The following is a 19,464-nucleotide window of genomic DNA, read 5'->3' on the forward strand; positions in this document are numbered from 1 at the left end:
CGGCTTACTTGAACATTTGCGTGAACTTCTCCGTCACGTCTGATCCGTGCTCGCCCATCCATTCCCAATTGGTTTTCAGCAATGGAATCTCGTCCAGGTTGGCACGCTTGTCGGCTTTGACATCCGTGCGGCCCGGGAGTAAGGAGGCATCTGCTACTAGTTTCTGCGCCTCGTCCGACAACAGATAGTCAATGAATGCTTTGGCATTTTGCTCATGCTGCGTTGATTTGAGAATTGCGGCAGGACGTGGGCTGATGACCGTTCCCTCCTTCGGATAGACGATGTCAATCGGTTCACCTTTGGCTTTAGCCTTGTAGGTCATGTAATCGACCGCAGCGGCGACTATACCTTTAGCTCCGGTAATCACTGGGTCCAGCGCTTCCTGATTGGCACCAGCCATGGCAACACCGTTAGCCTTGTACTGTTCGAACAACGTCCAGCCCCCATCGCCCTTGGCGCTCAGATAGCCTGTCATAAAATCCAACGCTGAGCCAGACAGGGATGGATCGGGAATGTTAACCTGATCCTTGTACTCGGGCTTCGCCAGATCAGCCCATGAGGTTGGTGGTGTTTTCACCAGCTTGGTGTTATATGCGATGCCCAGAGCAGAAGCACTGGTGCTGAAGTAGTTACCCTCCTTATCGGACCAGTCTGGGTTTAGCTTGTCCGCGTTTTTGGCATCCGGGTAGGGCAGCGTGAGTCCTTCTTTTTTCAAGCCTTGTACAGACGGAAGAGATGCCAGCACAACCACGTCCGCTACCGGATTCGTCTTCTCAGCTTCCATTCGGGCCAAAATTTTACCTGTTGTTCCCTGGAACAACTCTACCTTAACTCCGCTCTGCGCCTCATACCCCGCTACCAGCTTTTTCGCCAATCCATCCGGGCCTGCGCTGTAGACAACCAGCTTCTGATCGGTGGATGTAGCCCCCGCTTGTCCTGCTGATCCATTGGCTTGCGTCCCATCCTTGGATGGCGTAGCTGTTCCGCAGCCTGCCACGGTCAGTCCAAAAGTCAATGTTAATGCGAGCATAGCCCCTCTTTTCCATCCTGTACGAAAAACACGCCTATTCATCATCTTGTATATACCCCTTTTCCCTATGCTTCAAATTGGTGGATGTATTGCGGTGATACCCAAATGTGCATTTGTTCCCCTATGGGCAAGCGAGTAGAGTGATACGCAGTCCATTGCTCGCCGTTCTCGGCTAGTATACGGATTTCATAACGATCGCCAACATAGCTGACATGCAGGATCTCTACTATAAAAGCGTGCTGATCCGCTTGCTCCTGTTCCCAACGGACATGTTCAGGACGAAATAGTGCCCGTTCCGACTCCAACCAGTTGGATTTGCCGATAAACCTGGCCACCTCGGGATGAGTTGGCCGGCCATAGATCACCTCCGGTGTTCCCGTCTGCAAAATATGTCCACTTTTCATAACAACCACTTCATCAGACATTGACATCGCCTCGATCTGATCATGGGTAACGTATAGAGCGGTCAGCCCCAGATCGCGCACAAGCGATAGCATCTCAATGCGCATCTCTTCCCGTAGCACCGCATCCAGCGCACTCAGCGGCTCGTCGAACAAAACAAGTCGGGGCCGGATAGCAGCCGCCCTTGCAAAAGCAACTCGCTGCTGCTGACCACCGGACAACTGATGAGGATAGCGATCCTCCATCCCTGACAGTCTGACCTTGTCGAGCGCCTCCAGCACCACTGTCCGCAGTTCCTTGCCTCGTGCGCTAACGAAACCTTTTCCCCGCTTGCCCGCACGCAGGCCGAAGGCCACATTTTCAAACACTGTCATATGCGGCCACAGCGCGAAATCCTGAAAGACCATACCAAAGTGTCGGAGATGTGCGGGGATATCCTTTTTGCGTTCAGCCGAAAAAAGAATTTCCTCTCCCATCGTGATTGTGCCGGTATCCGGCGTCTCCAGCCCGGCGATCAAGCGCAAGAGCGTTGTTTTCCCACAGCCGGACGGTCCGAGCAGTGTTGTAAATTTGCCCCGTCGTACAACCAGATTCGTCTCATGCAGCGCGGTTATTTGGCCGAAGGTTTTACTTAATTCGTGAATATATAGATCCTGATTCATCGCATTACCTGCCTGTTCTTATGACTGTTCCCAGTGTAAAACTTGAATTCGCAACCTGTGTTATTGGAAAGTTAAAACAAAATTAATTATTTCAATGAATTGTGTTAACACTCATAGATTTAATCTATATAGAGGAGATTGATGCTGTGCTACCAAAGAATAGGCACGATTGTTCGATTAACCTGAAAGCGAGGCATTCTAAGTGAACTTAAGTCTTCTAAAGCTACATATTGTAGAGCTACTGAACAAGCACCATAAAATTACTACGGTAGCCGAGCTTCTCGGCCTAAAGCAACCAACCGTTACTTTTCATATGAAAAATCTGGAGCGCGAATTCGGAGTAAAGTTGTTTGACACACGTATGGGCAAAATCATCCTGACGGATGCCGGAAATGCGCTGCTGCACTATGCCACCAAGATTAATGCACTGGCTGCTGAGGCTGAGCGAGTCGTTCGCGAGTTTGATACGCTCCAACGGGGAAGTATACGTATTGGTGCAAGCTATGTACCCGCTACCTATCTGCTTCCTGTTGTGCTTCACCGTTTTGCCCGTGAGCATCCGGGTATTCACATCGCCTTGTCCGTGAAAACAGCGCCCGTGATCAAGGACATGCTCGCTCGCCATGAAATTGACCTCGGCATCATTTCGGCAGAGCCGTTTCAATCGCCAACGCTAGTCTCAGAATCCTTGGGCGAAGATGAACTGGTGCTCATCTGCTCACCCACTCATCCGCTCGCAAACGAAACCCATTTGACGCCTGAGCGTATCGCTTCTTCCTCTTTCGTACTACATGGCAAGGATTCCAGCACACGCCACGTAACCGACAAATGGCTGGAGCGTGGGAGTCGGCGACTTCCTTCCTATCTGGAGTTGGAGTCACTGGAAGCAATCAAACAGGCGGTCATGTTGGGAGAACACATCTCTTTTGTCTCTCGCATTGCCGTTCAGTCAGAGGTTGAGCGAGGCTTACTGGTTGTAAGACCTATTCCGGGGCAGCCTGTTGAGCGGTACATCTATTTGGTCAGCAACAAAGACCGTCATCGTTCAGCGCTGATTCACAGATTCACTGAATATTTATCATGGAACCAAGATTAAATCTTAGCTGTCATATAGAAAATATGTTATTTTTTAACCGGAGTGCCCTCTTGCCTTGACATACGACTGACAATACACCCGTAAAGTGTAACGTGTAACCCATTCGGACGAACAGGAGAGGATGAAATGAAACCAGGTCTTCGTATCACCAAATTCATGTCAGTAATAACCCTGAGTGCAGTGCTGCTCGTAACAGGATGGAAAGGAGCAGAGCCTGTACAAGCCGCCGCCAATGCTACACCAAGCTATGAGGTAAAGCTGCTGCTGGATACAGCTCAGGTCCTCAATGCGGACGGTTCTTTAAAAAGTGGCATCGTGAACGAGTTCCAAATTAGCGAAGATGCGCAACGATTGAGCGTCGAGTATTTTGATACAGATTCATTGCAATTGAATGACGAGGGCTGGAACGTCAGATTTCGCAAAAAAGAGGACAAAAAAAATTATGAATTAACCTACAAAAAGCGCTATACGGTCACAGACGGAAATATCGACGCGGCGCTCACCCAAGCCAATAAAGAAGGTTTCAGCGCATCCGATGATAATTATGAGGCTGAGGTGGATTGGGGATACAACAAGCAGACTCTAAGCTTTTCCAATGATAAGAAAACGAACGCTTCCAAAGGATTAGCTTTACCTTCCCCGGATCAGGCGTTAAAGCAATTGCAGGATAATCTTCCGGGCAAGCTGCAAAACTGGAAAAGCAGCAACTGGGGCAAACAAACCTTGGCAAATTCCAGAGTACGCGGTCCTGTACAGGTCAGCAAATACGAGGGTAGCTTTCAAGGATTGGACACTGATGTTGAAGTATGGCCAATTCGCAGCGCAAACGGATCGGGTACAGATAATATCATCGAAATCTCTTTCAAAACCTCGGATTACAACGTTGCCGCGAGCAACCGCACCAAGCTGATTAACCTGCTGCAATCCAAAGGATGGCTGGTTCCCGCCGATTCCCTGAAAACGAATCTGGTACTGGAACGCTACTAAGCTACTCAAACATAAAAAGGAACCGAACGCGCCACCCTGTTGAGGTGGTACGAACGGTTCCTTTTATCATTATAAATATGACTACAAGGTCATTATGTTAAGGTTGCTTGCTTACATACGTTCCGGTGCAGAAACGCCCACCAGCTTCAGTACGTTGGCAATGGTAGTGCGAACTGCTCCAAACAACGCCAAGCGAGCCTGCGTTTGAGCGGCATCCTCTGTGATGACGCGCTCTGCCTTATAGTAGCTGTGGAACAATGAAGCCAGCTCGTAGACATAGCGAATCATACGGTGTGGCGCAAAGTTTGTAGCCGCCACCGATACTTCTTCCGGCAGCTCGCCAATTTTACGTAAAAGATCGTATTCATGCTCAGCCGTCAGCTTCGACAAGTCAACCTCTGCCAACGGCAGTACAGCAATACCCTGCTCTTCGGCTTGACGATATACGCTGCATGCACGTGCGTGTGCATATTGTACGTAAAATACCGGATTCTCATTGGAGGTGGAAATCGCCAAATCCATGTCAAAATCCAGATGCGAATCCATACTGCGCATGGTAAAGAAGTAACGGATCGCGTCCACACCCACTTCTTCCATCAGATCCTCCATCGTCACGGCCTTGCCGGTACGTTTGGACATTTTTACCTTTTCTCCGTTTTGGAACAAGCTGACCATTTGGGCAATCAGCACTTTAAGCTTATCCGGGTCATTACCCAGTGCTTCCATTGCTGCCTTCATCCGTGGAATGTAGCCGTGGTGATCCGCTCCCCAGATGTTGATGATCGTGTCATACCCACGAGCATATTTGTCACGGTGGTAAGCAATATCCGGAGTCAGGTACGTATAGGTGCCGTCATTTTTGATCAAGACACGGTCTTTATCGTCGCCGTACTTGGTTGTGTTCAGCCATGTAGCTCCGTCCTTATCGTAAATCTCCTCACGGTCACGAAGTTCGTTCAACGCTTTAAGCACTTCACCGTTATCATACAATGATGTTTCGCTAAACCAGGAATCAAAAGGTACACGGAAACGCTCCAGATCACGCTTGATCTTGTTCAGTTCCTTTTCCAGACCGTAGTCACGGAAATAAGCGGCGCGATCTCCCGGTTCCATGGACAACAGAGAATCGCCCTTCTCGGCCACCAGTTCCTTGGCAAACCCGATAATATCCTCACCATGGTATCCGTCCTCCGGCATCTCGGCAGACTGTCCCAGCTCCTGCAAATAACGCGCTTCAATGGAGCGGCTCATGTTGTAAATTTGGTTGCCCGCATCATTAATGTAGTATTCACGAGTTACTTTGTATCCGGCAAAATCAAGCACGTTGCAGAGGGCATCCCCTACGGCTGCACCACGTGCATGACCTAAGTGCAGGCTACCTGTCGGATTGGCGCTGACAAACTCGATTTGTACCTTTTTACCTGCACCTTCCTGTATGCGTCCGTAATCTGCCCCCTGCTCCTGCACCTGTCCAATGACTGCATAAAGATAGCTCTTGTTCAGGCGGAAGTTAATAAAGCCCGGCCCAGCGATTTCCGCACTTTCAATAGAAACGGACGCCAAATCCATATTTGCGATCAAATCTTCAGCGATTTGACGCGGGTTCTTCTTCGCAATGCGGGTAAGCTGCATCGCAGCGTTGGTAGCCAAATCACCATGTGACTTGTCCTTTGGTACCTCCAGCGTAATGGTCGGCAGCTCTTCGCGGCTCACGATTCCGGCAGCCAGCACCGCCGCCTCGATTGCTGAGGTCACCTTTTGATTAATAAGTTCCAGTGGATTGCTTGTCATGATTGTTGCTCCTCCTGTATATGCAAACTGATGGCAAAATGCCCCGAGAAATCCTCAAATACGTACAGATCATAGGTCCAGCTCACATGTCCGGTGAATCCATCCATCCGAATATCGAGCTTCTGCGTATGCGCAGACATGTTCAGGTTTAAGTAAGGCGAGCGGTAAAATCCAGGCAACCTGCGTCCCAGCGCAAACGACTGCTCCGATTGTACCTCACCGTGACGAATCAGTTTTAGCTCATCCGGTCCGATCTTGACTGTGTTCCGTGTCGTACCGCCCTCAGGACTCTCTTGCGGCTCATCGTACCTTATATATAGATGCTTCCCACGCACGATCGCTTCTCCAGGAAGCTCCTGTACCACATCTTCTCCGTCATGATGACTATGAAGACGGATTCGGACCTTTGCATTGTGTGGCATGTGTTCAAACTCCATTCTATCGCTATCCTACTGTACTACTATATCCAGTTCCCGATTGCAATTCAAATGAGTTTTTACAAAAAAGATGCTTTCGTCCAAAAAATTCAGCTACCTTAAGTCAGCTTCATCGGATGCTTGGCTAAAACTTTCAATGAATCGGGAAGCTAGAGAAGACATGTATTTATCCTTCAGCCAGACAGCCGCCACACGAGTATGCAATTCTTCACACATAATTTCCTTAACCATTAATTGATTGTTGCTGCCCAGAGACAACGCGGACCGCGAAATCATGCCGATCCCCAGCCCTTCATTGGCCCAGTGAAGCGTGGTGCGGGCATCATCGTTTTTGCAAAAGAAATTCGGCTCAAATCCATGCTTCATACAGGTATCGTGGATCAATTGCTCAAAGCGGCGGTAGACGATGAGCGGCCTGTTTTTCAAATCAGACAATGGGATGGTCTTTTGTTCGGGGTTCCAGTCATGTTCTTCTGTCATCACTGCTACCATCGGCTCGGAGGCCGCATATCTGCATCCTAAATCGGTGGTATTAAAAGGGGTTCTGACGATACCGACCTCTACAATCCCTTTTTTCAAAAGATCGAGAACCATGAATGTATTTCCCTCATGGATTTCAAATTTTACACCCGCATAGGTTTTATGAAATTCGGAGAGCCTGTCTTTCATCAGGGCTGCGCCAGAGGAAGAGACCGTTCCAATGGTGAGCGTACCCTTCATCCCCATGGCAAAATCATTTATTTCTCTCGTCGTGGCTTCCGTTAGCTCCACAATCTGCCTGGCCCTGTTCTGCAAAATGATGCCGGCCTCCGTCAATTGGATGCTTCGTGAGCCTCGATGCACAAGCTTCACACCAAGCTCTTCCTCCAGCTGCATGAGCTGCTGACTTAAGGGAGGCTGCGCGATTTGCAGCTTTTTGGCTGCCGCTGTAATCTGTCCGGCCTCTGCAATCGCCAAAAAATACTTGAGATGCCTCAATTCCATCATGAACCTCCGGTGCTGATATATGTAAAACCTATACCTCTAATATATATTAAATATTATTCATATGGTTGGGGATATGCCATAATCATATTCAGTTATTCTATTGCGGCACGAGGTTATACATTATTAAGTTAGGTGATGGTTTAGTTGCTGAAATTTGCTGTTTTTTTGAAACCCTATAAAAAGGAAACGATTCTCGGGCCTCTGTTTAAACTGATTGAGGCCATCCTGGAATTGTTGCTGCCTACTATGGTCGCATTAATGATCAATCATGGCGTTGGTAAAGGAGACACCCATTATGTTTGGCAAATGGGTCTTTTGATGTTACTCATGACTATACTGGGCTTTGGCAGTTCATTAGTGTGTCAGTTTTACGCAGCCCGGGCCTCTCAAGGATTCGGAACCACGCTGCGCAATACGATGTTTAAGCACATTTCATCGTTTTCTTATGCTGATCTCGATAAGTTCGGTACGCCCTCGCTCATCAACCGAATTACGAATGATGTCAATCAGCTCCAAACGGCTGTGGCGATGCTGATTCGTCTGGTCATTCGTGCTCCTTTTATTTGTATCGGGGCTATTATCATGTCAATGATCTTGGATTTCCGCCTTGCTTTGGTACTGTTGGCGGCTACACCGGTTCTGGCATTGATCCTGTATGTGGTCATTACGAAGGCATCACCACTTTACCGTCTATATCAGAAAAAGCTGGATAAAATCGCTCTTGTGCTGAGCGAAAATCTTACAGGCGTAAGGGTCATACGCGCATTTGCCAAAAGAGGAGCTGAACGAGTAAAGTTCAATACCGCCTCAGATGACCTGACCCAGACCGCCATTCGTGTCGGACGTATTTCTGCTTTGCTAAGCCCGGCCACCTTGCTGGTGGTGAACGGAGCTATTATTGCAATCCTGTGGATCGGCGGCATTCATATCCAACACGGATCCCTTACACAAGGGGAGATTATTGCTTTTATTAATTACATCACGCAGATTTTACTGGCCCTGATTGTGGTGACTAATTTAATTATTTTGTTCACCAAGGCTGCTACTTCAGCCGCGCGGATTCAGGAGGTCTTAGACACACAAGCTTCGATTTCCAATACTGCTACATCTACATCTATAGGCCAGGAAGGAATAGGTGAGCAGGGCACTGTGCCAGCCATCTCTTTTGATCATGTCTCCTTTGGATACAATAAGACAGGACAAATGGCACTTAGCGACGTAGTCGTAGACATCTATCCCGGTGAAACGGTCGGAATCATCGGAGGAACAGGTTCGGGGAAATCCACCTTTGTGAATCTCATTCCCCGCTTCTATGATGCGGTAGAAGGTCGTGTACAGGTCGACGGCGTCGACGTTCGGCATTATAAGCTTGAGCAGTTGCGGCAGAAAATCGGGATTGTTCCACAGAAGGCGCTGCTGTTCACTGGGACTATAGCGGATAATATCCGCTGGGGGCATGAACACGCCACCGATGAGGAAGTCGCTCAAGCCGCAGCTATCGCGCAAGCGGATGAGTTTATTTCCAACTTGCCGGAAAAATTCGATGCTCCGATCACCCGAGGGGGGCTTAATCTGTCAGGGGGTCAAAAGCAGAGACTTACCATTGCCAGAGCTATTGTAGGCAATCCGCAAATTCTTATTTTGGATGACTCCTCAAGCGCACTTGATTTTGCAACCGACGCCGCCCTCCGCAAATCGCTACGGGAAAATAGCACAAGCATGACCGTCCTACTGGTCTCGCAACGAGTAAGCAGCGTACAGCATGCCGATAAAATAATTGTGTTTGATGAAGGGCGGATTGTCGGTATCGGCACACATGAACAGTTGATGAGCAGCTCAGATGTATATCAGGAAATTAATCATTCCCAGCTCTCAACGCAGGAGGTAGACCAATGAGTGGCAAGGAAACCTGGAGAAGATTGTTAACCTATGTGGGTCAATATAAAAGAACAACGTTTTGGGTCATCGTCAGTGCGATTCTCAGCGTGCTTGCCAGTCTGATCGGACCCTATATGATTGGTCAGGCTATCGACCACATGGTGGATAAGGGAGCGGTGGATTTTAGAGGTATCGCGCAGATTCTAGCTGGATTAGGCATCGTATATGTTGTAGGCAGTCTGTTTAGCTGGCTGCTCACGTATTTGACGAACCGTATTGCTTTTCAGACCGTAAATGATATGCGGCGGGAGTTATTTGATCATTTTAATATCCTTCCGTTAAGCTTTCATGACAATCATCCGCAAGGAGACAGCATTAGCCGATTTGTGAACGATATGGATGCCGTGTCGGATGGATTGTTACAAGGTTTCTCTACCTTGATTACCGGTATTATTACGATTATAGGCTCGATTGTGCTCATGCTGTATATCAGTCCATTGATGACGCTGGTCGTGCTAGTGTCAGCCCCTGTCACATATGGTGTGGCACGGTTCATTACCACACGATCCCAGCGCATGTTCCGCGAACAAGCCCGAATTTTAGGAAGCCTGAATGGCTACGTGGAGGAAATAATTGGCGGACAGCGGGTAGTTACCGCTTTTCACTATGAAAACCGCTCGTTTGAGGAATTTTCCGCCAGAAACGAACAATTGTATCAAGCCGGGGTAAAATCACAGTTTTACGGATCATTGTCCAACCCCTCCACCCGATTGGTGAACAACATGACTTTTTCAGTTACCGCCATGATTGGCTGTATCTCCATCATTATGGGTGTGATCTCGGTAGGCGGATTGTCGAGTTTTCTAATCTATACGAACCTGTTCGCCAAGCCCTTTAATGAAATTACGGGTGTGCTGACCCAGTTTCAGGCGGCTACTGCTTCCGCCCAGCGCATATTTGCTATTTTGGACTCACCGCCAGAGCAACCGGAAAAATCGAACGCCGTACAGCTGGAGCGCAGCAAAGGCACGATTCTTTTTGATCATGTCAAATTCTCCTATAACCCGGAACGTACGCTCATTACGAACTTTAGTCTGGAGGTAAAGCCGGGTACTCGTGTTGCCATTGTCGGGCAGACTGGAGCAGGCAAAACAACACTCGTCAACCTGCTCATGCGGTTTTACGATGTGGACAGCGGCTCGATATCCATCGACGGGGTGAATATCAACGACATGAGCCGGGACAGCCTGCGGACTAACTTTGGCATGGTGCTTCAAGATACATGGCTGTTCAGCGGGACTATTCGGGACAATATCACTTACGGGAAGCCGGAGGCTACGGACGAAGAAGTCATCGCGGCAGCGACGGCTGCCAATGCGCATAGCTTCATCAAGCGCCTGCCTCATGGCTACGATACGGTCATCAGCGGATCGGGCGACAGCCTGTCGCAAGGCCAAAAGCAGCTGCTCACCATCGCGAGGGTGATTCTCGTCGATCCACCTATGCTGATACTGGATGAAGCGACCAGCAGCATAGACACCCTGACAGAAGCGCGTATCCAAAAAGCATTTATGAAAATGATTGCCGGACGCACCAGCTTTGTGATCGCCCACAGACTATCGACCATCCGCGAAGCGGATGTGATTTTATACATGAAAAACGGCGATGTCGTCGAAAGCGGAACCCATGAGGAGCTGCTTGCCAGCGGTGGCCATTATGCTTCACTCTATAACAGCCAGTTTATTACGGCCTAGCAGGTGTACCGGATAGGGTAGCATCATTAAGAACGAGTTTTTTTGAAAAAGTCGGTTGCTTTTATAGCAATCGGCTTTTTTGTTTTTATTTTTCTTTGATAAATCCACTCTCATATTTTATAATTAAAACACGAACAAACGTTTCGGTTTTATTCTTGGGGTTTTGTGTATAGCAACACCTACGCATCGGTTTATGTTTGGAGGCTGGAAATGGATATTAATGAATTTCAACAGTGGGTAAAGCAATATTACCATGAGAGAAGCTGGTCAGATCTAGATATCTTCGTCCGAATTGGCTTTCTGGCGGAAGAAACCGGGGAGGTTGCGAGAGCCATTCGCGCCTTGGAGATCGGCAGAGACCGGCCTGATGAGATTGATGGTTCATTCGAGGATAACAAGGAACATTTAACTGAAGAGCTTGGAGACGTACTGGGTAATCTCATCGTGATCGCCAACAAGTATGACATCACCCTGGAGGACATATTCCGGACACATCAGAACAAACTTGCACAAAGATATTCATAAAGGAGAATCTTATATGAAAAGTATTGCTGTTTTCTGCGGTTCCAGTGATGGAGCATCTACGATTTATCGTGAGCATGCTATGGCTCTGGGCAAGGCACTTGCTGAACAAGAGATAACCCTGGTTTATGGAGGAGCAAGCGTTGGTTTAATGGGTGCAGTAGCTGATGCGACACTTCAGGCAGGAGGTCACGTTATCGGTGTACTCCCTCACTTTTTGCAAAGCCGTGAAATTGCACATAAAAGCCTGAGCGAATTAATCATTGTTGATTCTATGCATGAACGGAAATCTAAAATGGCAGAGATTTCGGACGGGTTCATTGTTTTACCAGGTGGCCCAGGTACGATGGAAGAATATTTCGAAATTTTCACATGGGCACAGCTAGGCTTGCATGAAAAGCCATGTGGTCTTCTAAATATTAACCATTATTACGATCCACTTATTTCTTTGTTTGATCGTATGGCTGAGGAACAATTTATGCAGGAAAAATATCGTGCGATGGTAATTACGGACACTACTCCGGAAGGAATCCTGCGGCAATTTACCAACTACACTCCTCCTGCCATCAAAACATACCTCACGAGCAAACGGACCTGAATTTAAAAACGATGCATACCGCCCAACAGACATATTGTTTAATAGATTATAAATAGAACACCACCGTCAACGTCATTCTGGTGGTGTTCCTGTGAAATAAGGGGAGAATTACAAGGTCATTATGCTTATATTCTCCATTTATGTAGTCATTCAATGAACGATGCTCCAGCTACGAAAATGCCAAATTCAAATCCCTGCCCCCGTAGCGGTTGGATGGTCAATTTGCTCACTTTCCTGAAAATCACGTCGATACAACCAGCCGATCAAGACAGCAATGGTCGTCATAACCGCAGCCAGTAAATACACCTGTACCATACCGAAACGGTCTGCATACCAGCCCATGAATAACAAGGACAGGCCGAAAGCGAGATTGGTCAGCACATCAATTCCCGCCATGACTTTGGGCAGCTGGGCTGCCGGTGCACTGGTTTGCAGCAAGGTGCGGCGAATGATACCAGCCATTTGAACAGGTAAGCCTGATACAGCAAAAAGAATAAGGGCCGCGACCGGAACGGTATTCAGTGCAAATACAACCGTAATTAGCACGTACACCAGCAACGCTCCAAGCATGTATAAAAAGCTGTTCTTTTGTAATCGCTTGACCAAGCCAACGACAATCAATCCACCCAAAATCATGCCCGAGAAAAAGGATGCATTCATAAAGCCCCACCAGCTCGCATCCCGATGCAGCACTTGGCTGACGTACGCCAAAATAAATACGCCGAGCCAGGAGACTCCCCCAATACTATCCACGCTATCGACGATCATCAGAGAACGAATACGGCGGTTATGCCAAATGATCTGCCAGCCTTCTCCAAGCTCTTTCCAATGGGATCCTTTTTCTTTTGTTGGTTCTGCCAGATTGGTCGAGGAATCTGAAGCTTCGAGACTTAATTCCTTCTGATCTAGCGGATCACGAATGAAGGACGTGACAGTTACAGCCACGAGATAGCAACAGGATGCGATCACAAGCGTATTCAGGGAACCTAGCCAAGCCACAATAATTCCGCTCAATGCCCAGCCTGCACATTTGACCACCTGATCACTGACCGCTACCATGCCGTTTGCCCGCATTAGTCCTTCGCCAGTAGCCAAACGGGGTACAAGCGAATTACGCGCAGGATTCGTCCAGCCATCCAGGAAAGACATACCGAACACCATCACAAAAATGAACAGAAACGACCTTTGCTCAGGTACGATCCACAAATAAAGCAGCAGCAGCGTAAAGATGACAAACTGACCAAACTGGGAAAATAGCAACACTCGTGTCAGCCGAAATCGACCGAGGACTATTGGTGCAACGAGCCCACTAAGCACTTGAGCAGACAATCGGAACAACGGAATCAAAATTGTCGTCATTAAGGAATTACTTGAACTGAACACCAATACCACTACACTCAGCATATAGATGATATCTGCTACGTTGGAGATCGTCTGAGACCCCCACAGGTAATAAAAAGAGCGTCTGATCAAAAAAGTTTCCCCCTCTTTGGTACATCGCCGATTTATGTATTTCCATAACCAAACCTCCCCTGTTGACACATTACAAATCTGTTAAATGTCTGGCTTTTTGTATATTCTACACACACCCTTATATTTCCTTCTTTTATCTTTAAAGGAAATCCAGTGTCCAATATGCTTTCATATCCATTTTCAAATCTTATTCAACATAAGAAAAGCGCCACAGCGCTCTTTTTCACCCCAAAACAGGTAATAAAGACCACTAAGACGCTTCTTAAAATGTTTACTTCGTTAAATCTTCCACAAATTTAGGTAGTACAAACGCCGCTTTGTGCAGACGCGGACTGTAATATCGGGTGTCCATCTCTGGAATTTGGGTCTCGTCTACTTCGAGCGGATCATACTTCTTACTCCCCAACGTGAATGTCCAAAGACCGCTTGGATAGGTCGGAATGTTCGCACCGTACACACGTACAATCGGGAAAATCTCCTTCACATCTTTGTTGACCTTCTGAATCAGGTCAGCCTTGAACCAAGGATTATCTGTCTGCGCCACGAAAATGCCGTCTTCCTTCAACGCTTCAAAAATACCTTGGTAAAACCCGCGTTCGAACAGCGGAGCTGCCGGACCTACCGGCTCCGTAGAATCGACCATAATGACGTCGTATTCATTTTTGTGTTCAATAATGTGCATGTAACCGTCATTGACCAACACTTCCACATTAGGCTCGTCCAGCTTCCCCGCGATTTCAGGCAAATATTTTTTGGAATATTCAATGACCTTACCGTCGATCTCAACCAGTACAGCCTTTTCCACTTCAGGGTGCTTGATGACCTCACGAATAACGCCGCCATCGCCACCGCCCACAACCAAAACCTTTTTGGGATTCGGATGTGTATTCAGGGCCGGATGCGCTACCATTTCGTGATAAACAAATTCATCCTTAACCGTTGTCATCACCATGCCATCCAGTACAAGCATATTGCCGAATTCCTCTGTCTCGATCATTGCCAGATCCTGAAAATCTGTTTTCTCAGAGACGTAGGTTTGTTTGATTTTTGCTGTAATGCCGAAAGAGGGAGTCTGCTTCTCCGTAAACCACAAGTCCATCATTCCAACCTTCTTTCTGATCAAAGTATGTGTCCGGCAATCCGGTAGCATAAACTTGACTTTCCTTATATCTGCAACACGCAAACGCCGAGTTTGCTATATTTATTGTACCAAACACACTGGACTTTCACACTTTTTGCATTATAAGCGATACCTGGATGGACTGCAAAAGCATTCTTGAGATTTAATCTTGTTTAAAATAGATACGTATGCGTATCTGATGAATAGACGCTTTCGGATTGACTATACTGAGAACATCAACTATGGAAGGAGGTGGCATGATGACCGATACTACTGGGCGATCCCCCAAGCGTAAACCGCTTTGGCTTCGATGCTTTCAAGGACTGATGTCTCTCACTATTCTGACGGTCATCGCCGCCTGCATTCTACTCGCTTATTTGTACACGACCAGCCTTCCGCTCGCGGATACGGATCGGAATTCACGTCTGCTCGATAGTCAGGGGCAAGTCATTGCCACCTTCTCTGCCGGAGGCAAGGAATCCATTCCTGTCCAACTTGATCACATTTCCCCCGATTTGATTGCAGCTACGCTGGCTGTGGAAGACCGGAAGTTTTACGATCATTTTGGCTTTGATTTCAAAGGTCTGGGCCGGGCGGTAATCGTTAATCTGACCCGCTGGGATATGTCGCAAGGGGCCAGCACGCTGACTCAGCAACTTGCACGCAATCTGTACTTATCTCATGAGAAAACATGGACGCGCAAGGCCAAGGAGGCCATCTATACCGCACAGCTTGAAATGAAGTACACCAAGGACGAGCTGCTGCAAATGTATTTGAACGAAATTTACTATGGTCACGGCGCCTATGGCATTGAAGCAGCTTCGCAAATGTATTTTGGTAAATCCGCAAAGGAGCTCGATTTGGCCGAAAGCGCCCTGTTGGCAGGTATTCCGAAAGGACCGACCTACTATTCACCGTATAATCATATGAAAAATGCAAAGGATCGGCAGAAAATTGTACTGGACTCCATGACGCTCACTGGTAAAATTACTCCGGCCGAAGCCACCAAGGCCTATGAGGAAATGCTGGCCCTGCGGCCCGAGAGCCAGCGCCGGACAGTGGAAGCCGCTCCCTGGTTCCGCGATTACGTCCGCCAGCTGGCGACTCATCAGCTCGGGATTAGCGAAGGGGTGCTCGAGCATGGTGGCCTGAGCATTTATACCACGCTGGACATGCACATGCAGCAGGCAGCCGAGGCGGCTGTAAACGAGGGAATGAAGAACAGCAACGGACTGGAAACCGCGTTAATTTCCATGGACCCGCGCAACGGACATGTCAAGGCCATGGTCGGGGGAACGAACTACGTCGGTAATCAATATAATCATGCGCTAGCAACAACCCGGCAGCCAGGCTCAGCCTTCAAGCCGATTATGTATCTGAGCGCACTGGATTCCGGCGAATTGACGAGTACGTCCAAGTTCGAAAGCCGACCGACGTTGTTTCACTACGACAACAACCGCAAGACCTACAAGCCCAAAAATTTTGGAGACAAATATTTGGGCGAAATAGATCTACGGCGCGCGATTGCAGCGTCCGATAATATTTATGCCGTAAGCACCATTTTGAAGGTGGGAACGGATAAGGTTATGGACCTCGCCAGCAAAATGGGCATTACGAGCGAGCTCAAGCCCGTGCCTTCGCTGGCGCTGGGTGTGTCGCCCGTCAGCCCGTTCGAGATGGCCTCGGCCTTCTCGGTCATCGGCAACGGCGGGCAAAAGGTGGCTCCGGTGGCGATACTGCGCATCACCGATGCGGCCGGGCGATCGCTTTACGAAGCGCCGCAGGCCGCGCCCGAGCAGGTGGTGAAGCCCGCCTCCGCCTACGTCCTCACACGCCTCATGGAAGGCGTATTCGAAGAAGGCGGCACCGGCAACCGGGTCGCGAAGCTAATCAAGCGCCCGGTTGCCGGCAAGAGCGGCACGACCAACACCGATGCGTGGATGGTCGGCTTTACCCCCGAGCTGTCCACCGCTGTCTGGGTCGGTTATGACAAGGGTAAGGACATCAGCACGCAGGATGCCCGACGGGCGGCTCCGATTTTTGCGCAATATACGGAGAAAGCGCTGGAGAATGTGCCGCCCAAAATCTTCCCCATCCCTGACGGCGTAGTCAGCGCCTATATTGATCCGGCCAGCGGCAAGCTGGCTGCACCAGACAGCCCGGACAAGCGGCTGGAGGTATTCGTCAGCGGTACGGAGCCGAAGGAGACCCTATCGGGGCAAGATAACCCACCGGCATCGACACCAACTGATCAAGCGGAGCGACAAGCTGAAAAGAAATCGTGGTGGGGCAATTTTAAGCGATGGTGGATGGATTAATTCCAAAAAAAGACTGAGAGAACGCTATAGGCGCTCTCTCAGTCTTTTTACTTTCACTTACCTCATTTGCCCATTTATCTCTCTTGCCAGTGCTATCAGCCATCACCCGTTAACTCCCGCTCTTCCCTAAAGCTGTGCTATTACCAATAACAGCTAAACGACTCAATACGGTGGGTGTCCACACCATAATAAAACCAAAAACGTCCATTCCATCGAAAACCCGCTACAGATGTTCTGCCTACAAAGACAGGATACAGCCAGAAACGCTCTCCGTTTGTCAGCCATACAAATGTGTTGCGGAACAAACAACCGTAAATGGCTCCAGGGTCAACCGCATATGCCGAAACCAGCGGCTTCGGTGGTGTAAACTGCGGTGGTGGAGAAGTTGGTGCTTGGGCTTGTGGCCCACCTTGCGGACCAAACGGTCCCTGCGGCGGCGGTGAGAACGGCTGTGGCGAAAATGGCCCCGGGCCTGGTGGCGGACCTATCGGAGACGGGAACGAATCCTGCATATCAGGAAATTGTGGAATCGAAGGACCTGACGGCGTGAATGGACCCGGAGTACCCGGTTGCGTTCCGAAAGGGACTTGTGGCAGTAAAGACATGTGTTTCACTCCTTGTGTTCTAGGCTGATGTATCCTATGCGGGACATCAGCCCGTGGACTGGGCGAATCCCCATATCGCCGCCAAACTCCGATATTTCATCCTTTTACATCAAAAATTCTGATATCCTGACCCGATTAACTACCTTTACGGACATGCTCCAGCTCAATTTCATGCACCATTTTAATCTCGACTCGTTTCCTTAGCTCATTATACTGTTCCAGCAGTCGGTGCTCATATCCCAACTGTTCGTTCATCCAGCCTACAATAGAGTCATCGTGATGCTCGGTAGACCAGCTAAACAAATTGCTATATAGCTGACTAAATGATTCCTCGTTGCTGCGAGCGAACCGGATTGGTCGTGCTGTATAGCTGAGCTTTAGTTCCAACATTTCATACAACACATCCAAACGGTATTCCAATGCCTCTACATCCTCTTTGGATGCATCGTAGCTTTTTATATCCTGAATAAGCTCCCTGAAAGTTAACCCTACATGCTGCATGGCAAAATAAGACCACACACAACTGCCTGTAGCCGTTCCGTGAGCCTCCCAAAGCGGATTCCACAAGATAGATCGGATCGTATCCTTCTGTCCTTCTCCAAACAATGCTATTCCAGCAATAATTCCTGCATTGCAGTCTACAGAAGCATGTTGCTCTCCCCAATATACCAATTGCGGAACCATATCTTCAGTAGTGCATTTGAAGCTTAACAGAGGTAAGAATTCATTAAACAAATTCTGATCCTTCGCTTTTTCCAATTCGGTCGCCAGTTGTTCACGATGCGATTCGCATGGAAGATGTACCAGTCCCAAACATGCATCCACAGACGCAGCTCCATATGGCCCGCTCACCAAAGCGACGAGATCAGCCGTAGCTTCCACATAACCCAAATAACCTAACACATACAACACACCGTTAGGTATATGTTCCGGGGATGCCTGATTTCGAACGTAACGTTCATACATATCCTGCGCCAAAGTAACATCCCCGCATCTCATGATCGGCTGGAGGAGCAACCCCCTGATATAATGATGGGGATCTTTTACAAAAAGCCTGTATAACTCCCAAGCATCTTCCATTGTCCCATATTGGGCAACTACATCCGTATAGGCAGAAATGATACTGGCGTCCAGCTTCTTGCCTGAGTCGAACATGTCAATAAGTCTTGCTGTCGCGTCCATCATCCTGGTTTTCTCCTTTCACGTGTGTACGTCTTCATGAAGCACTTCTCTAATGTTGAATATTTCTATTAAAAATGAGGAAAGATGTTATCATCTACGATCCAGTCTAGGGAGTTGATCTCATGCACGATTCCAGTCCAAAAATTACAACATTTTTCATGTTCTCCGGTCAAGCAGAGGAAGCCATGCAATATTATACCTCTGTATTTAAGCCGTCTGGTATCATGAGCGTTTTTCATCAGGAAGATGGGAGCGTGTTACATGCTGTATTCAACCTCAAAGGGCAAACCTTCATGGCTATTGATCAAAATCATCAGAACAAACACCCTTTTACTCCTGCTCTATCGCTATTCGTCACCTGCGATTCGGAAGAAGAAATTCACAGCGTGTTTGACCAGCTATCTCAGGAAGGCCGAGTTTTAATGCCCCTCGAAACCACACCCGTAAGCCAACAATTCGGCTGGGTTGAAGATAAATACGGAGTTTCATGGCAATTGAACCTGGCAAAAGTCTGACCTACTATATCTTAATGTATCCAATTGCAAAATAACCCGGCTAAGATCACTTTGATCTACACCGGGTTATTTGTTATCATTCTGGCATTGCTTACCTACATGAAATA

General features: G+C 48.3%; 17 protein-coding genes. 8 read left to right on the plus strand and 9 right to left on the minus strand.

Annotated features, from left to right (window positions below; genetic code table 11):
- Positions 1-4 precede the first annotated feature (4 nt).
- Both AC6EJC_RS23490 and AC6EJC_RS23495 read right to left on the minus strand, forming a co-directional pair.
- Positions 5-1,075 carry an ABC transporter substrate-binding protein gene (locus tag AC6EJC_RS23490; protein ID WP_444956036.1) on the minus strand — a complete coding sequence of 357 codons (1,071 nt, stop codon included), beginning with the start codon at positions 1,073-1,075 and terminating at the stop codon, positions 5-7.
- 20 nt (positions 1,076-1,095) lie between these two features.
- On the minus strand, positions 1,096-2,094 hold the full coding sequence (locus AC6EJC_RS23495; RefSeq protein ID WP_444956037.1) for an ABC transporter ATP-binding protein: 999 nt from the start codon (positions 2,092-2,094) through the stop codon (positions 1,096-1,098).
- Between the two features lie 202 nt (positions 2,095-2,296).
- On the opposite strand from AC6EJC_RS23495, the gene AC6EJC_RS23500 reads away from it, so the two are divergent.
- A complete protein-coding gene (locus AC6EJC_RS23500; protein ID WP_444956038.1) occupies positions 2,297-3,190 on the plus strand; it encodes a LysR family transcriptional regulator in 894 nt (297 codons plus the stop codon).
- A gap of 126 nt (positions 3,191-3,316) precedes the next feature.
- Positions 3,317-4,177 carry a CYTH domain-containing protein gene (locus tag AC6EJC_RS23505; protein ID WP_444956039.1) on the plus strand — a complete coding sequence of 287 codons (861 nt, stop codon included), beginning with the start codon at positions 3,317-3,319 and terminating at the stop codon, positions 4,175-4,177.
- Between the two features lie 111 nt (positions 4,178-4,288).
- On the opposite strand, the gene argS is transcribed toward AC6EJC_RS23505, so the two are convergent.
- The 3 genes from argS to AC6EJC_RS23520 all read right to left on the minus strand — a co-directional run bounded on the left by argS (position 4,289) and on the right by AC6EJC_RS23520 (position 7,389).
- Complete coding sequence (gene argS, locus AC6EJC_RS23510; RefSeq protein WP_444956040.1) at positions 4,289-5,968, minus strand: arginine--tRNA ligase; 1,680 nt, start codon at positions 5,966-5,968, stop codon at positions 4,289-4,291.
- Positions 5,965-6,405 (minus strand): YwiB family protein, encoded by a 441-nt coding sequence (locus tag AC6EJC_RS23515; protein ID WP_444956041.1) that lies wholly within the window; start codon positions 6,403-6,405, stop codon positions 5,965-5,967. Before AC6EJC_RS23515 ends, argS begins: the two co-directional genes overlap by 4 nt.
- Before the next feature lie 93 nt (positions 6,406-6,498).
- Positions 6,499-7,389, minus strand: a complete 891-nt coding sequence (locus AC6EJC_RS23520; protein WP_444956074.1) for a LysR family transcriptional regulator — start codon at positions 7,387-7,389, stop codon at positions 6,499-6,501.
- A 147-nt stretch (positions 7,390-7,536) separates the two neighbouring features.
- On the opposite strand from AC6EJC_RS23520, the gene AC6EJC_RS23525 reads away from it, so the two are divergent.
- The 4 genes from AC6EJC_RS23525 to AC6EJC_RS23540 all read left to right on the plus strand — a co-directional run bounded on the left by AC6EJC_RS23525 (position 7,537) and on the right by AC6EJC_RS23540 (position 12,144).
- The gene (locus AC6EJC_RS23525) at positions 7,537-9,288 is read left to right on the plus strand and encodes an ABC transporter ATP-binding protein (protein WP_444956042.1); all 1,752 of its coding nucleotides are present in this window, start codon (positions 7,537-7,539) and stop codon (positions 9,286-9,288) included.
- Positions 9,285-11,024 carry an ABC transporter ATP-binding protein gene (locus AC6EJC_RS23530; protein ID WP_444956043.1) on the plus strand — a complete coding sequence of 580 codons (1,740 nt, stop codon included), beginning with the start codon at positions 9,285-9,287 and terminating at the stop codon, positions 11,022-11,024. Before AC6EJC_RS23525 ends, AC6EJC_RS23530 begins: the two co-directional genes overlap by 4 nt.
- A gap of 210 nt (positions 11,025-11,234) precedes the next feature.
- Complete coding sequence (locus AC6EJC_RS23535) at positions 11,235-11,549, plus strand: MazG nucleotide pyrophosphohydrolase domain-containing protein (protein ID WP_444956044.1); 315 nt, start codon at positions 11,235-11,237, stop codon at positions 11,547-11,549.
- A gap of 13 nt (positions 11,550-11,562) precedes the next feature.
- Entirely contained in the window at positions 11,563-12,144 is a 582-nt protein-coding gene (locus AC6EJC_RS23540) for an LOG family protein (RefSeq protein ID WP_444956045.1), read from the plus strand.
- A 186-nt stretch (positions 12,145-12,330) separates the two neighbouring features.
- Here the strand turns inward: AC6EJC_RS23540 and AC6EJC_RS23545 are convergent, their stop codons facing one another.
- Together AC6EJC_RS23545 and speE are read right to left on the minus strand one after the other, a co-directional pair.
- The gene (locus AC6EJC_RS23545; protein WP_444956046.1) at positions 12,331-13,617 is read right to left on the minus strand and encodes an MFS transporter; all 1,287 of its coding nucleotides are present in this window, start codon (positions 13,615-13,617) and stop codon (positions 12,331-12,333) included.
- Positions 13,618-13,888: 271 nt separating this feature from the next.
- Positions 13,889-14,716, minus strand: coding sequence for a polyamine aminopropyltransferase (speE, locus tag AC6EJC_RS23550; protein WP_063212148.1), 828 nt, complete (start codon positions 14,714-14,716; stop codon positions 13,889-13,891).
- Positions 14,717-14,997: 281 nt separating this feature from the next.
- On the opposite strand from speE, the gene AC6EJC_RS23555 reads away from it, so the two are divergent.
- On the plus strand, positions 14,998-17,055 hold the full coding sequence (locus AC6EJC_RS23555; protein ID WP_444956075.1) for a transglycosylase domain-containing protein: 2,058 nt from the start codon (positions 14,998-15,000) through the stop codon (positions 17,053-17,055).
- A 140-nt stretch (positions 17,056-17,195) separates the two neighbouring features.
- Here the strand turns inward: AC6EJC_RS23555 and AC6EJC_RS23560 are convergent, their stop codons facing one another.
- Together AC6EJC_RS23560 and AC6EJC_RS23565 are read right to left on the minus strand one after the other, a co-directional pair.
- On the minus strand, positions 17,196-17,660 hold the full coding sequence (locus AC6EJC_RS23560) for a transporter (RefSeq protein WP_444956047.1): 465 nt from the start codon (positions 17,658-17,660) through the stop codon (positions 17,196-17,198).
- A gap of 135 nt (positions 17,661-17,795) precedes the next feature.
- On the minus strand, positions 17,796-18,845 hold the full coding sequence (locus AC6EJC_RS23565; protein ID WP_444956048.1) for a hypothetical protein: 1,050 nt from the start codon (positions 18,843-18,845) through the stop codon (positions 17,796-17,798).
- Between the two features lie 119 nt (positions 18,846-18,964).
- On the opposite strand from AC6EJC_RS23565, the gene AC6EJC_RS23570 reads away from it, so the two are divergent.
- On the plus strand, positions 18,965-19,357 hold the full coding sequence (locus AC6EJC_RS23570; RefSeq protein WP_444956049.1) for a VOC family protein: 393 nt from the start codon (positions 18,965-18,967) through the stop codon (positions 19,355-19,357).
- The last annotated feature ends 107 nt before the right edge of the window (positions 19,358-19,464 follow it).

It is taken from the genome of Paenibacillus sp. TY11, assembly GCF_059772165.1.

Excerpts from the sequence above, each read along its gene's own strand:
- AC6EJC_RS23490 (WP_444956036.1), bottom strand. The coding sequence starts at position 1,075 with ATGATGAATAGGCGTGTTTTTCGTACAGGATGGAAAAGAGGGGCTATG.
- AC6EJC_RS23495 (WP_444956037.1), bottom strand. The coding sequence starts at position 2,094 with ATGAATCAGGATCTATATATTCACGAATTAAGTAAAACCTTCGGCCAA.
- AC6EJC_RS23505 (WP_444956039.1), top strand. The coding sequence starts at position 3,317 with ATGAAACCAGGTCTTCGTATCACCAAATTCATGTCAGTAATAACCCTG.
- argS (WP_444956040.1), bottom strand. The coding sequence starts at position 5,968 with ATGACAAGCAATCCACTGGAACTTATTAATCAAAAGGTGACCTCAGCA.
- AC6EJC_RS23515 (WP_444956041.1), bottom strand. The coding sequence starts at position 6,405 with ATGGAGTTTGAACACATGCCACACAATGCAAAGGTCCGAATCCGTCTT.
- AC6EJC_RS23520 (WP_444956074.1), bottom strand. The coding sequence starts at position 7,389 with ATGGAATTGAGGCATCTCAAGTATTTTTTGGCGATTGCAGAGGCCGGA.
- AC6EJC_RS23530 (WP_444956043.1), top strand. The coding sequence starts at position 9,285 with ATGAGTGGCAAGGAAACCTGGAGAAGATTGTTAACCTATGTGGGTCAA.
- AC6EJC_RS23535 (WP_444956044.1), top strand. The coding sequence starts at position 11,235 with ATGGATATTAATGAATTTCAACAGTGGGTAAAGCAATATTACCATGAG.
- AC6EJC_RS23540 (WP_444956045.1), top strand. The coding sequence starts at position 11,563 with ATGAAAAGTATTGCTGTTTTCTGCGGTTCCAGTGATGGAGCATCTACG.
- speE (WP_063212148.1), bottom strand. The coding sequence starts at position 14,716 with ATGGACTTGTGGTTTACGGAGAAGCAGACTCCCTCTTTCGGCATTACA.
- AC6EJC_RS23555 (WP_444956075.1), top strand. The coding sequence starts at position 14,998 with ATGACCGATACTACTGGGCGATCCCCCAAGCGTAAACCGCTTTGGCTT.
- AC6EJC_RS23560 (WP_444956047.1), bottom strand. The coding sequence starts at position 17,660 with ATGTCTTTACTGCCACAAGTCCCTTTCGGAACGCAACCGGGTACTCCG.
- AC6EJC_RS23565 (WP_444956048.1), bottom strand. The coding sequence starts at position 18,845 with ATGATGGACGCGACAGCAAGACTTATTGACATGTTCGACTCAGGCAAG.
- AC6EJC_RS23570 (WP_444956049.1), top strand. The coding sequence starts at position 18,965 with ATGCACGATTCCAGTCCAAAAATTACAACATTTTTCATGTTCTCCGGT.